At 41.6% G+C, this 18,329-nt stretch carries 14 protein-coding genes; 11 read left to right on the forward strand and 3 right to left on the reverse strand.

The features are described 5' to 3' along the window. On the reverse strand, positions 1–2,228 hold a 2,228-nt coding region (locus WC615_RS16015; RefSeq protein ID WP_372979084.1), incomplete at its 3' end, for a transcriptional regulator. Positions 2,229–2,439: 211 nt separating this feature from the next. Here WC615_RS16015 and WC615_RS16020 point away from each other — a divergent pair. The 6 genes from WC615_RS16020 to WC615_RS16045 all read left to right on the forward strand — a co-directional run bounded on the left by WC615_RS16020 (position 2,440) and on the right by WC615_RS16045 (position 12,084). Then, on the forward strand, positions 2,440–5,562 hold the full coding sequence (locus tag WC615_RS16020; protein ID WP_372979085.1) for a SusC/RagA family TonB-linked outer membrane protein: 3,123 nt from the start codon (positions 2,440–2,442) through the stop codon (positions 5,560–5,562). Between the two features lie 19 nt (positions 5,563–5,581). After that, on the forward strand, positions 5,582–7,093 hold the full coding sequence (locus tag WC615_RS16025) for a RagB/SusD family nutrient uptake outer membrane protein (protein ID WP_372979086.1): 1,512 nt from the start codon (positions 5,582–5,584) through the stop codon (positions 7,091–7,093). 19 nt (positions 7,094–7,112) lie between these two features. Beyond that, on the forward strand, positions 7,113–9,203 hold the full coding sequence (locus tag WC615_RS16030; protein ID WP_372979087.1) for a hypothetical protein: 2,091 nt from the start codon (positions 7,113–7,115) through the stop codon (positions 9,201–9,203). An 11-nt stretch (positions 9,204–9,214) separates the two neighbouring features. After that, positions 9,215–10,111, forward strand: a complete 897-nt coding sequence (locus WC615_RS16035) for a PKD domain-containing protein (protein WP_372979088.1) — start codon at positions 9,215–9,217, stop codon at positions 10,109–10,111. Between the two features lie 5 nt (positions 10,112–10,116). Continuing rightward, positions 10,117–11,151 carry a family 16 glycosylhydrolase gene (locus WC615_RS16040; RefSeq protein WP_372979089.1) on the forward strand — a complete coding sequence of 345 codons (1,035 nt, stop codon included), beginning with the start codon at positions 10,117–10,119 and terminating at the stop codon, positions 11,149–11,151. A 69-nt stretch (positions 11,152–11,220) separates the two neighbouring features. Further along, entirely contained in the window at positions 11,221–12,084 is an 864-nt protein-coding gene (locus WC615_RS16045) for a glycoside hydrolase family 16 protein (RefSeq protein WP_372979090.1), read from the forward strand. 626 nt (positions 12,085–12,710) lie between these two features. On the opposite strand, the gene WC615_RS16050 is transcribed toward WC615_RS16045, so the two are convergent. Then, the gene (locus WC615_RS16050; protein ID WP_372979091.1) at positions 12,711–13,391 is read right to left on the reverse strand and encodes an SGNH/GDSL hydrolase family protein; all 681 of its coding nucleotides are present in this window, start codon (positions 13,389–13,391) and stop codon (positions 12,711–12,713) included. Between the two features lie 137 nt (positions 13,392–13,528). Between WC615_RS16050 and WC615_RS16055 the strand changes: the two genes are divergently transcribed. From WC615_RS16055 to WC615_RS16065, 3 genes are all read left to right on the forward strand, one after another. After that, positions 13,529–15,166: a hypothetical protein gene (locus tag WC615_RS16055; RefSeq protein ID WP_372979092.1), complete on the forward strand. Its 1,638-nt coding sequence runs from the start codon at positions 13,529–13,531 to the stop codon at positions 15,164–15,166. A 101-nt stretch (positions 15,167–15,267) separates the two neighbouring features. Then, positions 15,268–15,354 (forward strand): hypothetical protein, encoded by an 87-nt coding sequence (locus WC615_RS16060; RefSeq protein ID WP_372979097.1) that lies wholly within the window; start codon positions 15,268–15,270, stop codon positions 15,352–15,354. Between the two features lie 104 nt (positions 15,355–15,458). Next, positions 15,459–16,037 carry a YdeI family protein gene (locus WC615_RS16065; protein WP_372979093.1) on the forward strand — a complete coding sequence of 193 codons (579 nt, stop codon included), beginning with the start codon at positions 15,459–15,461 and terminating at the stop codon, positions 16,035–16,037. 381 nt (positions 16,038–16,418) lie between these two features. Here the strand turns inward: WC615_RS16065 and WC615_RS16070 are convergent, their stop codons facing one another. After that, positions 16,419–16,721: a hypothetical protein gene (locus WC615_RS16070; protein ID WP_372979094.1), complete on the reverse strand. Its 303-nt coding sequence runs from the start codon at positions 16,719–16,721 to the stop codon at positions 16,419–16,421. 324 nt (positions 16,722–17,045) lie between these two features. Here WC615_RS16070 and WC615_RS16075 point away from each other — a divergent pair, with 324 nt between their 5' ends. Both WC615_RS16075 and WC615_RS16080 read left to right on the forward strand, forming a co-directional pair. After that, positions 17,046–17,900 (forward strand): site-specific DNA-methyltransferase, encoded by an 855-nt coding sequence (locus WC615_RS16075; protein ID WP_372979095.1) that lies wholly within the window; start codon positions 17,046–17,048, stop codon positions 17,898–17,900. Next, the coding region (locus WC615_RS16080) for a hypothetical protein (RefSeq protein ID WP_372979096.1) at positions 17,897–18,329 on the forward strand (433 nt) is incomplete at its 3' end. The genes WC615_RS16075 and WC615_RS16080, both read left to right, overlap by 4 nt.

The raw sequence follows: 18,329 nt of genomic DNA on the forward strand, positions 1-18,329 counted from the left end.
TTTTTTGACCATGCCGACCATTCCTGATCAAACCCTTCCAACAAATAGCTGTACTCGGCATTTGATTGTTCCTCAAAAATTGGTGATGAGTACTCAAAATGCAACGAACGCCATCTATACCCAAGCGTTAGTGTATTACTTGCCGTTTGTTTGCCATTATCGTTAACATGATCAAAATAACCACCGTAAATTACACTATCTGTAGTTGATGTGGCTTTAACCTTACGGATATATACATTTAACGCATGTATGTTTTGCTTGTATTTGGCATAGTTAATATGATAGAAACCGTTTTCGCTACCTACAAATATATTGTTGGCATTAATGGGATAAACGTTTTCAAAACCGCTGAGTATGCGGTTATTTAACTCAGGGAAATTAATGATGGTTGGTGTTACAGCATAATCAACCACGCCCAGGCTTTTGCCCTGTACAAACCAAATGTTGCCTGCCTGGTCTTCTTGCAGGTACCTCAAACTGCGGTCGCCAAATATTTTTTCAAATTGTACCGATGGTTTAAAGTGGTCTGTTTTGGCATCGTATTCATAAACGCCTTTTTCTGTAGCTATTACAACATGCCCTTTTACTTTAAATACAAAATTATTTAAGTTAGACGGCAGGCCTTGCGCAATTGTGTAGGTTTTGATCTGATTATTATCGGGGTTTAGTTTATACACACCACGGTAGGGGTGCGAGGTCCAGATAATGTTATTACTATCAACCTGTACAAAACGGGCCGATTCATAGTACTTAGCCACGCTGCCCTTATCAATTAAAGCGTTCTCCTTGTTTTCAAACAAACGCACACCATAATAATTACCGGCAGCTATAAGCGGGGTGCCAGCCTTATTTTTTAATGGCTGAAAGATCCAAAAACCGGTGCTGTTATAAATGGGCGAAAGTTTATCGTTCAATACTTCAAAGATCCCATCGTCGCGGCCAGCCAGCAAATGCCCCTCAACGGCGGCTATATTCCATGTTTGCCCTTCAGCAACCTGCTTGAAGTTACTTTTTAGATAACTCAGATCTGTAGTATTACCTACCGGAAGTTGATATGCCCCGTTAGATAAGGCAAAATACAGGCTGTTTTTATACAAAGCGGTTGCGTAGCCGCCACCATCTTTAAACACTGCCGGGTTAATATGTTTAACGGCGTTGTTATATGCAATAAAATCTATTCCATTATCAAGCCCTAACCAAATATTGTGGTTAACATCGGCATACATACAGCGTACAAAAATATTCTGCAGGCCTTCTTTTTTGCCAATGTTTTCTATCACATTACCATTTTTACCTATCTGGTAAATACCATTAATATAAGTACTCACCAGGTACGTGCCGTCATCAAGTGCTGTAGCTGCCGAAAAATGCTGGTGATTATTAATGCCAAAACCAGTAAGGTTAAAATATTTAAGTTTATTACCGGCTAACAGGTACAAACCATCTTTAGCTGTGGTAACCAGGCTTGATGTATCATTAAACTTTGATACCGAGGTCATGTAAAAGCCTTTGGGCAAGTCTTTCTTATCTATAAAAGGGTGCCATTCATTATTAGCATAGGTTAAAAGGCCCTTTTGCTCGTCGTGTGCTATTAGTTTGCCCTGGTAATTTCCCAGGAATAGCCACGAGTGGGAGTGATAGACGGTTATTTTATTATTGCCAAACTTTATTATCTTATCGTGCGAACGGAAAAAAACCTCGTTGCCATGGCTGGCAATATCCCATATGTCAGAAAATTCCTGATCGGCTTTAGGAATAAGTTCTTTTAATGATGTAAATATAAGCTGCCCATTTTTAGCCGGCGAAAAATATCCGATCTCATCCTGGCCACCTACATACAGCCTTTTATCGCTCCCAAACTCAAGCGAACGTACAATTGTTTTATTGGGCAGGGGATATAACTGCCAGTACGAACCATCAAAAACAAGTACGCCCTCGTTGTTGGCAAAGTACATACGTCCCTGTGCATCCTGGCGTATTTTCCAGTTTTGGGTTCCCGCGTTGTACTGTCTTTTCTCGTAGTTTATGGTTTTACGCTGGCCAATATAGGTTTGCGACATGACATTTTGTATGCATGCAAATAGTAGTATTACATGTAATGCCTTTAAAAACAGGATTTTATATTGGTTTAGCAAAATTGTACCGGGGTTTATAATTGGTGCACTAATATCTGTGTTTTTAAACGATTTTTCAATGTTGTGTAGCAGTGATGTAGTGCCAAATTTCATTTTAGGTATTTACCTGCCATACATTTGATACCCATAAACCAATTGCTCCGGCAAAATTATAAACCAATTTAAAACCGTTAACTAATGCTTTAAGCCAAATGTATTACCGTGCATTTTTATGCCCGAAAAAATGATGTATGAATAAACTTTACAATTAACCAAAGGTCGACACCAATTAGACCAATTAACTTAAATTATCAATTTAAACCTTATGCAATTAAGACTCAAGTTTTTCGTGGGTATTGCTTTGCTCTTATGTTTTATTAGCCAGGCGGGCTATGCCCAGTCCCTGCGTATAACCGGTAAAGTAACCCAAAAATCCGACGGACAATCATTGCCCGGCGCATCAGTAACCGTTAAAGGAACAACAACAGGTGTTGTTACAGATGTAAATGGTAATTACACATTAAGCATTCCACAAGGAGGTGGTACTATAGCAGTCACGTTTGTAGGCATGACAACTATAGAAAGAAGAATAACCCAGGCCGGCGAACAAAACTTTGCTTTAGAGGATAACATGAACAACGCCCTTAACGAAGTTGTTGTTATTGGTTACGGTACCCAAAAAGTAACCAAAGTGTCGGGCGCTATTTCAACAATAAAAAGTTCAGAGATCCAAAAACAAAACCCGGTGCGTGCAGAAGAAGCCATACAGGGCCGTGCAGCGGGTGTTACCGTTGTACAAAGTGGTACACCAGGTTCAACACCAACAGTTATTATCAGGGGTATAAACTCTTACAGTGGTGCAGGTGCGCTGGTGGTTATTGATGGTGTAATGCAGGGGTTAAGTGACCTGAACGCTGTAAACCCGGCTGATATTGAATCAATAAGTGTGCTTAAAGATGCATCGGCCACTGCTATTTACGGTGTTAAAGGCGGTAATGGTGTTATTGTGGTAACTACCAAAACCGGCCGTAAGAACATGAAAACCGAGCTTACTGTAAACAGTAGCTATGGTGTGCAGGAAATAGCCAGGTACATCCCTGTTTTAAATGCTACCGAATATGGAGCAATGGTAAACGAGGGAAGCGTTGTTTCAGGCGGCCCGGTAATATTCCCCGATCTGTCTGTACTGGGCGTTGGTACCAACTGGCAAAAAGAAGTATTTAAAACCGCCCCTTTGCAGCAACACAACATTGGTGTACGCGGCGGTAGCGAAACGGTAACGTATTTCCTGGCCGGCGGTTATACAAGCCAGGGAGGTATAGTTGGCGGCAGCGATAAATCAAGGTTCGATCGTGGTAACTTCACCGCTAACCTTGATTTTCAGCTTACACCCAAACTAAAATTCATATTGAACACCACCGGTGTGATATTAAATTCAAAAGGTATCCAGGAAAACTCCTTTAACAGCGTTATTGGTAGTGCACTTAATTTCGACCCAACTGTACCGGTTTATAATACCGAAAATACAGTTGGTAAATACGGTTACAGTAACCTTATTCTATCAGAGGTTTATAACCCTTTAACCAAACTTGATAATACCTATAACAAAAGCCTGGGTAATAAGCTTTACGGTAAATTTGAGATGCAATATGATATATTAAAGAACCTGAAACTAACCAGCAGGTTTGGATATACCAAGTACGATGCTAATAGCAAGAGCTTTACCCCGCTTGTGTTTTACGGGCCGCTGAATGTTGATAACAGCATGAACGCCGATGGCTCAACGGTACTTGATAAGCATAACAGCGTAAACCAGGATAAAATAAGCAACTTTAACTATACCTGGGAAACATACGCCAATTACAATTTTAAAGTAGCTCAAGACCACAATTTTGAAACTGTATTAGGTTTCTCAATGGCCAAAACATCGGGTAATGCGGCCGGTGCCAACAGGCAGGATGTTCCGTTCAACTCCTGGACTTTTGCCGATTACAGTGCAGCTACCGGTACAAACACTGCTACCAATCCGTCGGCAAGCGGTGGTTATTACTACCAGTATTTCAGCCGTAACTTATCGTATTTCGCCAGGTTGAACTATGATTACAAAGAAAGGTACCTTGCATCTTTCACCGCACGCCGCGATGGGTCAACAGCTTTTGGTGAGAACAGGAAGTTTGCCAATTTCTATTCAGGATCAGTAGGTTGGGTTGCAAGTAAAGAAAGTTTCTTCAACGTTTCGGCTATCGATTTCTTAAAGATAAGAGGTAGTTATGGTACAGTTGGTAGCGATATAACACCTACGCAGGCTGCCAGCATTGTAACCGGCGGGCCCGATTATGGCCCTACTGCAAATAGTAACGGTTATAATTTCAACAACGTATTTTATCCGGGTTCTACCCTGGGCTCAACCGTTAACCCGCTGCTCGGCTGGGAAACACAGAAACAGGCAAACTTTGGGTTTGATATAACTATGTTAAACGGCAAATTAAACATCACTGCTGATTATTACGAGAAAAGAGTATCGGGATTGATTTTTCAACCCGGTAGAGCTCTTGTAACAGGTACAATACCATTACCTGATGGTAACATTGGTTCAACAAAAAACAGCGGGCTTGATATAACAATAGGCTATAACGAAAAAATAGGCAATTCATTTACGTTAGGCAATACGTTTACAGTAACTACTGTAAAAAGCCTTGTTACTGCAACAAACAGTGATGGTACAGCCAAAATATTCGGTGGTAGCTACTTTAATGGCCAATCGCAACAGGTAACGGTATTTGAAAAGGGCCAGGCACCGGGATATTTCTATGGTTATAAAACCGATGGGTTGTTCCAGAATACTGCCGATGTTACCGCATGGGCTACGCAACCGGGGGCTAAACCGGGCGACATCCGCTTTGTAGATGTAAATAAAGATGGCGTGATCAATGCTGATGACCGCACCAACATAGGCAACCCATTCCCTAAGGTTACTTTGGGCTGGACGCTGACTATGAGTTATAAAAACTTTGACTTTAACGCATTTACTTATGCCTCTATCGGAAACGATATTTATCGTGCTTATGAGCGTAATGGTAACTACACCAATAAATACCGTGGTGTATTAGCCAGATGGACCGGCGAGGGTACAACCAATGATGCCCGTTACCCAAGATATACCTTTACTGATGATAACAGCAACATCCGCGCATCTGACAGGTATGTTGAAGACGGCACATTTGTGAAGATCAAAAATATACAATTAGGCTACACCCTTCCTCGCTTATTACAGGGTAAAGTATTTAAGAGCATAAGGATTTACGGACAGGTTAGAAATGCTTTCACCTTTACAAAATACTCTGGCTTTGATCCCGAAATAGGGGGGGGCGTGTTTGATACAGGTGTTGACCGTGGTGCATATCCGCAACCAAGAGTATATACCATGGGACTTGACATTAAATTATAATTCATTAAAAGATATTACGATGAATAAAAGATATATAAAGCTAATTGGCTTGGTTATGTTAATAACCACATTTACAGGATGTAAAAAATGGATTGAAAGTAACCCCCACGATCGTTTTGTGGTTACCGATCTCGACTATCTGAAGTCTGAAAGTGATTACCGTACTATGGCTGTCAGCGTTTATTCGCCGCTGCAATGGTTAAACCAGGTAGTTGTAATAGGCGATATTGCATCAGATAACTCGGTTGCAGGTGGTGAAAGCGCATCAGACGTTTTACCACTGCAACAAATTGATGATTTTACGCTAACATCAACAAATTCAACACTGTACGATCTGTGGCAGGTAGCCTATGAAGGTGTTAACCGTTCTAATTATCTTATACAGTATAAAGAGAAAAATAAAGCAGGCGAAACAGTTGACTTTAATGGTAAAGATGCCCTTTACGGTGAAATATATTTTTTACGTGCTTACTATTATTTTACGCTGGTAAAAATGTGGGGCGATGTGCCGTTGTTCACCAATGGCCGCTTTGACAATAACGATGCGAAATCATTAAAGCGAGCACCTAAAGCCGAGGTTTATGCACAAATTGAAACCGACCTTAAGGCAGCTATAGCCGCTTTACCGGTAAATCAGGATCAAAAAGGCAGGGTAACCAAATATGCGGCACAGGCATTATTAGGTAAAGTTTATTTGTATGAAAACAAATTTAACGATGCCGATGCCGTACTTGAGCCGATCATTACCTCAAACGCATTCTCATTGGTGAGTGATTATGCCTCTATCTATTTGGCTGCGGGCGAGAACGGCCCCGAGTCGGTTTTTGAGATACAATACACCAACGGTTCGCCATATTACAACTGGGGCGGAGCAACACGTGGCCAGGGTAATTACGCGGTACAGCAAAACGGTATAAGGGGCATAAATGGTAGTGCCGCTATGCCTTATGCTGCAGGCTGGAGCACTAACCTGCCAACCCAAAACCTGGCCGCTGCATACGCTGCGGGCGATCAGCGTAAAGCTATCACAGCATTTGATATTGAAGCTTATAAAACAGCCCATCCCGAGTATGGTATTACATACCAGGTAGCTCCTTATAAAAACACCGGTTTATATAACGGTAAGTATTTGCCGCGCAAAGGCGAAACATCCGGCCAGGTTGAGTTGAACTACCTGAACAATTTTAGGGTTTTAAGGTATGCTGAAGTGTTATTGATGGCTGCCGAAGCAAATAACAGGTCAACCACCCCCAATGACCTTAAAGCGCAGGATTACCTGAACCGCGTACGTGCCCGTGCATTTGGAGATGATACACATAAGGTAACAGCTGCAGGCAATACGTTGAAACAAGCAATATGGGACGAGCGCCGCTTAGAACTTGCTATGGACGGCGACCGCTTTTTTGACCTGGTAAGAACCGGGCAGGCTGCCACAAAGCTTACCGGCTTTGTAGCAGGCAAACACGAGGTTTTCCCTATACCACAGGAAGAAATAAACGTTACAGGCATACCACAAAACACCGGATACTAATTCATAAAATCACAAGATCATGAATGCGAAAAAATATTTTTTGAGTATAACCTTGCTACTGGCTGTTATTGCGGGCTGTAAAAAGGAATCATTTGACGATACATCGTTTGTTAACAGCGGTGTATCTGATCCGGCAAAGCTGTCGGTATTATTTAATATTACACAGGATAACACGGGCCTGGTTACTATTTTCCCTTCGGGCGAAGGTGCAACCATGTACGATGTTTACTACGGCGATGGCACAGAAAGCTTTGTTAAGGTTGGTGCCGGTAAAAACACACAGCATACTTACAAAGAGGGTGTTTATACTGTAAAGATAGTAGCCCACGGAATTAACGGTAAAACAACTGAATTAAGCCAGGAACTTACAGTATCATTTAAAGCCCCTGAAAATTTAAAAACTACTGTTACCACCAATGGCTTAACAATTAATGTTGGCGCCACTGCCGATTATGAAACCATGTTTCATGTATATTACGGTGATGAAACAACAAGCAACCCCGAGCCTTATGATTCGTTCCTGGAAGCGCAGACAGCTACCCATACATATGCAACCGCAGGTAGCTATGTAGTAAGGGTGGTTGCATTAAGCGGCGGTATTGCAACAACCAAACACGAGGAAACCATTAAAGTAGGCAAACAAATAGACTTGCCTTTAACTTTTGATGACCCTAATTATGATTATACCACCAGCGATTTTGGCGGCAACGTATCAAGTGTGGCTGCAGATCCGGCTAATGCTGCAAACAAAGTTTTAAAAGTTATTAAACCGGGTGGCGCCGAAGTTTGGGCAGGTACAACTTTAGGTACAGCTACAGGCTTTGCAAATAAAGTAGCGGTAACCGCTGCCAACTCAAAAATGACAGCTCGTGTTTATTCACCTGCTGCCGGTTTAACCGTAAAATTAAAATTGGAAGACCATAACGACGGTACAAAGTCTGTTGAAACAGATGCAGTAACAACCGTAGCTAATGCATGGCAAACCTTAACATTCGATTTTAATAATAACTCGGTTGGTACACCCGCTTTAAACCCGGCATTTATTTATGATAAGGCTTCGATGTTTTTTGACTTTAATGTAGGTGGCAATGGTAAGGTGTTTTATATGGACGACCTGAAAATGACCGTTCCTATCCAAAAGATCAGCTTGCCGGTTACTTTTGACGCACCAAATACAGATTATACCGTAATTGATTTTGGTAACAATATCACCGTTGACGCTGTTGACCCAACTAACCCGGCTAATAAAGTTAAGAAGACCACCAAACCGGGCAATGCCGAAACCTGGGCAGGGGTTACTATTGGTACGGCTGCGGGCTTCCCAACTAAAGTGCCTATAACATCAGCCTTTGCTCAGTTGAGCCTGCGTGTTTATTCGCCTGCAGCGGGGATAACCATTAAGCTGAAATTAGAAGACCATGCCGATAACACTAAAGCTGTTGAAACAGATGCAGTGACGACTGTCGCTAACCAATGGGAAACTTTAACCTTTAACTTCCTGAATAATTCAGCGGGTACACCGGCCTTTAATTCTGCGTATAATTACGATAAAGCTTCCGTGTTTTTCGACTTTAACGTAGGCGGTTCTGGTAAAGTGTTCTATTGGGATGACCTGAAATTGGTGCCGGCGCCATCATCTGTATTAGGTATCCCGCTTGATTTTCAGTCAACAACCCTAAACTATGCCTTTACTGATTTTGATGGCGGCGCGGTTACTATCGTAAACAACCCCAATGCTTCTGGTATTAACACCAGCACCAAGGTTGCCAAAATGGTTAAAAACCCCGGCGCTACTTATGGTGGTAGTTTCCTTGCATTGGATAACCCGATAGATTTCTCGACCAGGAAAACATTTAAAATGAAGGTTTACTCGCCAAGGGTGGGGGCTAAGGTGTTGTTAAAGGTTGAGAACCTGACTAATGGTGGTATCAGCTTCGAAAAAGAGGTACTTACTACCAAGGCAAACGAATGGGAAGAATTAACATTCGATTATTCGGGTGTCAATACAGCAAACTCATACCAAAAGGTGGTGCTGATATTTGACAACGGTACATCGGGTGATGGTTCGGCCAACTACACATTCTATTTAGATGATATCACACTTAATTAATTTATAGAGCGATGAAAATTAATATAAAAGCATTAATAACCATCTGTTTGGCAGCCGTTATAATTGTAATAGGCTGTAAAAAACAAGAGTATACCTTTGGTAAAATAGTTACCCCGAAGGATTTAACCCTGTCGACCGTTATTGAAGGTGCAGATGCGGCAAATCCTGCCGGGGCGGGTTCTGGTAACGTTACCATTAAAACATCGGCTATCGGTGCCATTTCGTACAAAATAGATTTTGGCGATGGTAACACCAAAATAGTAAGCGAAGGCGAATTGGTACACAAATACACCAACCCGGGCACTTCCGATTACACTATTGTAGTGAGTGCTATAGGAACCGGTGGTGTAACCACAACTACAACACAAAAGATCACCGTGTTTGTGGCGTTCGAAATCCCGGCAGCAATTATGCAAAATCTGACAAATGGCAGTTCGCAAACCTGGGTTATAGATCGTAAAACACCCGGCCATGTAGGTGTAGGTCCTCTTGATACTTATACATCAACCTATTACAGCGCACAGCCTGACGAACGCGCTGAATGTTTATATGATGATGAGATAACCTTTACCAAGGATGGAAGCAGCATAAATATGACGATAAATAATAAAGGGCAATCGTTTTTCACAGCTGCCGCTACCGCTTTCTATGGTAAATCAGGAGGAGACAATTGTTATGACCTTGACGTTACCGGCGTTAAAAAGCTTGCCTTTATGGATGCCACATCCGGTTCAACTTCGGCAAACTCCACACGCATACAATTTACAGTGCCGGGCAACGGGCTTATAGCATTTGGTACAGGTGGTACTACTTATGAGCTTATGGAGCTTACAGCAACCAACATTACTGTACGTAGTATTGGTATTGATGGCCTTGCATGGTACCAGAAATTTAAACTTAAACCATAATAAGCATGAAACACTCACATAAATATATACTGATAGCATTGGTGGCCTTGTTTGCCAGCTGCAGCAAAAAAAACGATGGAGCAAATAACACGGCAGATAAGCCTGCTAATATTGTTATAACCCCTACAGTAAGTACAGATAACAGCGGCACAGTAACCTTTGCCGTAACTGCAGATAATACTGTGACTTATGAGTTTGATTTTGGCAACGGTGTTTTCCAAAACAGCACAAGCGGAAATGTAACCTATAAGTATCCGGTAGCGGGTACTTATACCGTAAAAGTTACCGCTAAAAGCCAAAGCGGTAAAACAACCGTAAAAACAATACAGGTAAATGTGTCTGCAGCCGAAGCCCTTATTTGGTCGGATGAGTTTAATACTGCCGGTGCGCCCGATCCGGGTAAATGGGGATATGATCTTGGCAATAACAACGGCTGGGGTAATAACGAACTGGAGTACTATACCAACCGTACAGATAACGCTGTGGTAAGTAACGGTACATTAAAGATCAATCTGAAAAAAGAAGATTACAACGGTTTTGGTTATACCTCGGCGAGGCTTTTAACCAAAGGTAAGTTCAATTTTAAATATGGCCGCGTAGAAGTTAAAGCAAAGCTGCCTACCGGTGTGGGTACATGGCCGGCAATATGGGCGCTTGGCAGCAATGTTGATACTACACCATGGCCGGCTTGCGGCGAGATAGATATTATGGAGCATGTTGGTAAACAGCAAAATACCATATTCTCTACCATGCACTATCCTGGTCACTATGGCGGCGGCGGCGTAGGGGGGACAACTCAGAACCCAACTGCTTCAACAGATTTTCATGTTTACAGTCTGGATTGGACGCCGGCTACTTTGAAGTTCGCTATTGACGGGGTTGTATACTATACGTTCCCGAATAGTGCCGACCTGCCGTTTAACAACAATTTCTTCCTGATACTTAACGTAGCAATGGGGGGTAATTTTGGCGGCCCTGCTGTCGATCCTAACTTTACCAGCAGCTCAATGGAGGTAGATTACGTACGTGTATATAAATAATCAAAATTAGAGCTAAACGCCATTAATTAAATGGCGTTTAGCTTATTAAACAATCCCCTAATTATTATTATGCTTTATAAAAAGTGTATTTATGTGGCTGCTGTTGCGGCTGCAATAACTATAAGTACGTCCTGCTCATCGGTAAAAAAAAGTTCGGCTACAGGCTATGCCAAAGGCCGAGTGGTTTTTTTTGATGATTTTTCGGGTACCCAACTTAATCGTAATAAATGGACCCCGGAAGTGCCTGGTTTTAACGGAAATAACGAACTGCAAACGTATGTAGATTCATCATCTGTAATGTACCTCGAGGATGGGCTATTGGTGTTAAAACCCAAATACTTGCCTAAGTTTAAAAATGTTGAGGGCAGGGAGTACGATTTTATTTCGGCCAGGATAAACACCCGTGGCAAATTTGATTTTACTTACGGCACAGCAGAGGCCAGGATAAAAGTTACAGCGGGCGAAGGTTTATGGCCGGCCTGGTGGATGCTGGGCAACGGCACATGGCCGGACGCGGGTGAAATTGATATTATGGAGTATGTAGGCGAGCCAGACTGGATAAGCGCGGCAGTACACGGCCCCGGTTACAGCGGCGAAACGCCCTTTGTAAACCGTTTATATTTTGATAAAGAACACGATGCTACCCAATGGCATGTTTACGCGGTTGATTGGTCGCCCGAGGGACTTGTATTTAAGTACGACGGTGTACCCATGTTCCGCGTAACCCGCAAAATGGCCGAGCATTACGGCAAATGGATCTTTGATAATAATCAGTACCTGATACTTAACTATGCCCTTGGCGGTGGTTACCCGGCTAAGATAAATGGCATAAAGCAACCTTATTATGGCTTGCCCGAAAGCTCTGTTAATATGGTGAAAAACGGCCAGGCTAAAATGTGGGTAGACTGGGTTAAGGTGACCAAAACCCGGTAATATTTATCTGCTAAGTAAGTATGATCTAAGGCCTGTAGTTTATCAATTACAGGCCTTAAATTTAAAAAAGCTCTTTGCAAAACACCCTGTATGTGAAAAAAGTATTGCTTTTAGATAACTAAAAGTTGGTTTTGTATCATAGTTGCCAATAGGCTGGTAAATGGTAATAGCCCATTTGTTGTTTCTCTGTGAGTGCAATATATAATGGCCTATACTTGTCAAGTTTCGCAAAAAAGCCTGTTCCGTTTTTGTTCAATTCGGGAAAAAGTGGAACAGGCTTAAATTTATAATTATTTGTAAATCAATTATTTATAATTAATTCTATTTTTCCTTTTACTGCGTTCCTGCTTCCTGAAAAGGCCGTACCAGGGCCTAAAAAAGGCGAATAAAAGCGTTATTTTACCCCTGCTTTACCCGTTGTTTTTTTTTATTTTTTGTTGCATTTTGTAAAAAATGGAACAAAAGCGTCAATTTAATAATTTGCTATGAAACAAACAGTTAACAAAAAATAGCTAAAGCATTTATTGAGATACTGACAATATCTTGTCAGTAATAACTATCTTATTATCAGTGCGTTCCGTTTGTTCCGTTTTGTCTTATTCAAAAATGGAACAAACGGGTTAAGTTTACTTTTTTTGCAGTGCCTGTGCTATCGCTTTTTTAGCTAAAGGCTCCATCATTTTATAACCGTCAAGGTTAGGGTGTACACCATCTTTTGATAGTGCTAAAGGCAGTGCCCTTTTATTATCGGCCATAGCGTTGAAGTAATCAAGGTAAACCATGTTGTTCTTTTTGGCATAGTTTAACAGCATTGCATTCAAGGCTTTAACCTTTTCTACCGGGTTTATAGCAGGCCGCCACGGGAACGCCGCCGCAGGCAATACCGATGATATCACCACTTTAATATTATTGGCTTTAGCCAGTTCGGCCATCGAGAAAATATTACCTGCAACATCCTCCAGTTTTGATGGGCCGTTGTTCTCGGCTATATCATTAATACCAGCTAAAATAACTACCACAGCAGGTTTTAGGTTGATCACGTCCTCGCGGAAACGCAGTAGCATTTGCCCGGTGGTTTGGCCGCTTATGCCGCGGTCGTAATAGTTATTGCTTTTAAAAAAGGTGGAATCATTATTGATCCAGAAATCGGTGATCGAATCACCCATGTAAACAACCCTTTTTTCACCTTTTGCAAGCGGTTTTACAGCGTTGTTGGCTTCTTCATATCTTTTTATGTTTGGCCAATCCTGCGCACCGGCAGTAAGGCTTAATAGCAATAATGCAGTAGTATAAATAGCGTTTTTCATAACGTGCAATTTATAAAAAAATACTTCCGGCACTAATTGCAGCGTTATATTTTTTATGCAACGGTTTACTTAACCCGGTTTATTGGTTTGTATAAAACTTTGTAATTGCTACTTTTAGCCATCATATTTAAATACCTATGTTAAGACGCAACTTTATTAAACTATCTGCTACCGGTTTTGCCGCGGTTATGTACAGCAGGTTAACGTACGCTACAGGCAACGGTGCTTCGCTGATCAATCATCCTGACGAGGCCTGGGCACAGGTAGGTGACCAATGGGTTAAACTTACCGGCAAAGGCGGCTCCGTTTTTACTTACCGGGATATCAAAGTAGAGGTTAAAAACAGCGGTAACGCGCAGGCGGTATATATCCAATCTCCCATGGCCGAATTACAGGCAGTAAAGTTTAAGTGGAAACACCAAACATCAATATATCCCAAAGTATTAGGCGATCATTGGGAACGTACTTATGGTGATATGGCTTGGAAACCACCCGGTGAAGTAGTACGAAACCCATGGTATGTATTACTTAATGATGATAAACAAACCGCATGCTTTGGTGTAAAAACCGGCTGCAGCACACTTTGCTGGTGGGGTATAAAGCCCGATGGAATAGAATTGGTTATGGACACACGCTCTGGCGGGGCGGGTGTAAAACTTGGTCAGCGCACCTTACATGCTGCAGATATTGTAACCGGCATGAGTAAGGCAGGTCAAACCCCTTACGCAACTCTTACTGATTTTTGCAAAGTAATGTGCACAAAACCACGGTTGCCAAAACAACCCGTTTACGGTATTAACGATTGGTATGTAGTGTATGGAAAAAACTCTTATCAAACCATAAGTGACCAAACAGCCGCCATGGCCGAGTTGGTTACAGATACAAACAACCGCCCGTTTTCTGTTATTGACGATGGCTGGCAACAGGCCGACGATTTTTCGATAGTGAACGATAAATTTAAGGATATGCATAAAATGGCCGACGAAATAAAAAGCCATGGTATGCGCCCGGGTTTATGGACACGCCCCTTAATTGCCTGTAAGGATGATAGTAAAAGCTTGTTAGCGCCCAAAATACCGGGCCGTAGTCAGCAGGGTGATGAACTGATCCTCGACCCAACCATACCCGAAAACCTTGCAAGGGTTAAACGTAATATAACCTTATATAAACAGTGGGGCTACAACATGGTAAAACATGATTACAGCAGCTGGGATATTTTTGGCAGGTGGGGTATGCAAATGAAAGATAGTTTTACCGCCCCCGACTGGAGATTTCAGGATCAAACAAAAACCAACGCCGAGATCATCAACACACTTTATCATACGATAAGGGAAGCGGCCGGCGATATGTATATTATTGGCTGTAATACCATGAGCCATCTATCTGCCGGGGTGTTCGAGCTTAATCGTATTGGCGATGATACCAGTGGGAAGGAGTGGGCGCGCACAAAAAAAATGGGGGTTAATACCTTGGGTTTTCGCCTGCCTCAAAATAACGCATTTTACGCTGCCGATGGCGACTGCGTAGGTTTAACCAAAGACGTTGCCTGGGATAAGAATAAGCAATGGCTGCAATTGCTGGCAGAAAGCGGTTCACCGCTCTTTATATCGGCAGAGCTGGATATACTGGACAACGAGAAAAAAGCAGCCATAAAGCAAGCCTTTACCAACGCTGCCAAAGTGCAGCCCAACGGCGAACCACTGGATTGGTTAACAAATCCCTTTCCTGAAAAATGGAGCCTTAACGGTAGGGAAGTTGCCTTTAATTGGGATTAAACAACTATTTGTTATAACAAAAGCCATCCAAACAGGGTGGCTTTTTGTGCTTTTGAAGAATTTAAAAATGCGTAATAGCTATTATATCGCCTGGTTTTAAGCTGTTTAAGGAATGGGCCTATGCAGGACTGTTTTTTGTGATGACAGGCGCTTTTGCTTCACATTTGTTAGTGGCGATCATAGCATAAAAGGGCTTATAGGGCCATTTTTCCAAACCGTTTTTATTATCTTGTCTTGGTATTTCATGCCTGCGAACAGAAAGTTTGTTTTAGTTAACTAATCATTGAATAGTATGAACCCAAAGGTTGATTTTTATTTTAATAAGGCCAAAAAGTGGCAGGGCGAAGTAAGGAGATTAAGAACAATAATCCTTGATTGTGGGCTAACTGAGGAATTGAAATGGGGATGCCCGTGTTATACTTTTAAAAAAAGCAATATTGTTTTAATACATGATTTTAAGGATTACTGCGCATTGTTGTTTTTTAAAGGAGCATTATTACATAATGCCGATAATATCCTGATCCAGCAAACAGAGAATGTGCAATCAGCACGCCAGATCCGGTTCACTAATCTCGATGAAGTAATAGAACGGGAAGCTATCATAAAAGCCTATGTTTTTGAAGCTGCTGAGGTAGAAAAAGCCGGATTGGAAGTGGAGTTTAAAAAGACTCCCGACTTTAAAGTGGCCGAAGAGTTTCAAGGTAAATTAGACGGAAGCGCAGTACTGAAAACTGCTTTTGAGGCATTAACACCAGGCAGGCAAAAAGCATATCTGTTGCACTTTTCGGCTCCTAAACAATCAAAAACCCGCGGGGCAAGGGTTGAAAAGTGTATACCACAAATTTTAGCCGGCAAAGGATTGAATGATTAATATAACTGCAACCTAAACAGTGAACAGATATAGATGAGTTAAATTAAATAGGCGTGGCTGATAAAACAAAAAACCTCTTCAAAGTGAATTGAAGAGGTTTTTGATAATTGGTATCGCTTCTGTCGGGATGGCAGGACGATTATCCGGCCATTTAAATCTATAATATTCAATACGTTACATCGAAAACGAACAGGAACGGGCACCGAATAGGGCACATCTAATGTGCTTTTGTTTGGTGGCTTTTGAAGCCTGTTTATACGTATAAGTGATAGTCAATGAACTTATTAGACAAATATAATGAATGTTTTTGAATAAAAAACAATATTATCCCGTCATCTTTAAGTTCCTTAATGCATTTGAAAGACATAAATGAATTTTAGTTTATTGACCGTTGATGATCTGTAGTCTTTGCTTATACTTTAGTAAATCAGTTAGTTGGCCGTTTTCTTTTACTTTCCAAAATACCCAACCGCTAACGCTGATATTTCTAACCGCACGGGCGGCTCCGCTTGGGTAAGGGAATACTTTTTTCGTTCCGTCGATAGTTAACTCAATCGAGCCATCAGCATTTAACGTTCCGGTTATATTGCTGTCAGATGCTGCATATACGGTTGTTCCCGGTTTAAGTAACCCGGCCTTAATAACCATTTCAAGGGTTATATCCTCTTGCTCCAAATAATTCACTTAAAAAAATTTTGGTAAAGTTATAACAAATTTAATTCAATCAATTTTGCTAATATATTTAGCAATGCTTATGTTTGCGCATATTCAGGGCAATGATTTTGAATAAGTAAAGCTTTCGTGTAACCCGGGACAAAGTTTTATACAAGTAATTGCTTTTCCACAATGTCTTTGAAAGCGGGTAAAAAGCGTTAATTTGTGGTATATTATTGATAAAGGAAAGTCTGTAAAATGGCTTTTTGATTTTTAAATTTTTATAAACAGTGATAAATAGTTAGGATGAAGTACCGTGGTGGTGATATATTTCAAGGGGATTGCCTTGAGGTCATGAAACAAATCGACGATGCTTCTGTCGATATGATCTTGTGCGATTTGCCCTATGGTACAACGCAGAATAAGTGGGATAGCGTTATACCCTTGACTGAACTTTGGAGCGAATACAGACGGATCATAAAGCCAAAGGGAGTTATTGCACTTTCATCGCAAGGGATATTTACAGCAAAACTTATTTTAAGTAACGAGGAATGGTTTAAGTATAAATTTGTATGGGTGAAAAGTAAACCCACTAATTTTTTGAATGCCCGCCGCCAGCCACTAAGGCAGCACGAGGACATCTGCATTTTTTATGGAAGCCAGCCCAGTTATTATCCGGTAATGTCTCCGGGTGAACCTTACAATAAAGGGGTAAGAAAAGCTCAATTTACAGGTAGTTATGGGGATTTTAAACCTGTTCAGGTTAAGAGTGATGGAGAGCGTTTTCCTACTGATACATTGTATTGTAAAACCGCTGAAAGCGAAACTGGCGGCCGCGTCTGGCACCCGACACAAAAACCCGTTGCGCTTGGAAGATACCTTATCCGCATGTTTACCAAAGAGGGTGATTTAGTACTGGACAATGCTTTTGGCAGCGGTAGCTTTTTAGTGGCAGCCGCGCTTGAGCAACGAAGATTTATTGGGATTGAAAAAAACGAGGAAGTACATTTATTTAAGGAAAGTAATATTGATTATATTAAGGTAGCTAAAGAGCGATTAGCAGAGGTCGAACTGGCTTTTAAGAATAAACAGCAACCACCTGCATTATTTTCCGAACTGCAACCCTCATCCGGTTCAGCGCAGCCCAATAAAAAAGGTATGGTTGACGTGAACTTGGTGATCAACGATGAACCGACTATCGCAATATGAGAAATATAACAGCGTCCTACAACGAAAGATCATGGGCAATCGATTTGATAGGGCACATCAAATCCTTGGCTAGCGCTAATAACCGTTCAATTAAAGACGCAGGTGGTGAGCAAACCATCAGAGTTGATGGCGGAAGCTTGTTTCCTGATGTTTTGTTATTTGGTGACCGGGAAACCGCCCGCATTCTGCAGGGCTGGGAACTAAAAATGCCTGATACCAGTATTAGCGATAGAGAGTTTCGTGAAAATGCAGAGATAAAAGCAAAAGCACTTGGTTTAGATAGTTTTATACTATGGAATGTAACTCACGCCCACCTGTATGTCCGCAGCAAGTCAACGGGCTTTTTTACTCGCTCACACACTTGGAACACACTGGCTGATATAACCACGAGATCTACCGTGCCGCAATATCGGGCGAGATGGGAGTCAT

The sequence above is a fragment of the Mucilaginibacter sp. genome, assembly GCF_041663085.1.
Taxonomy (GTDB): domain Bacteria; phylum Bacteroidota; class Bacteroidia; order Sphingobacteriales; family Sphingobacteriaceae; genus Mucilaginibacter.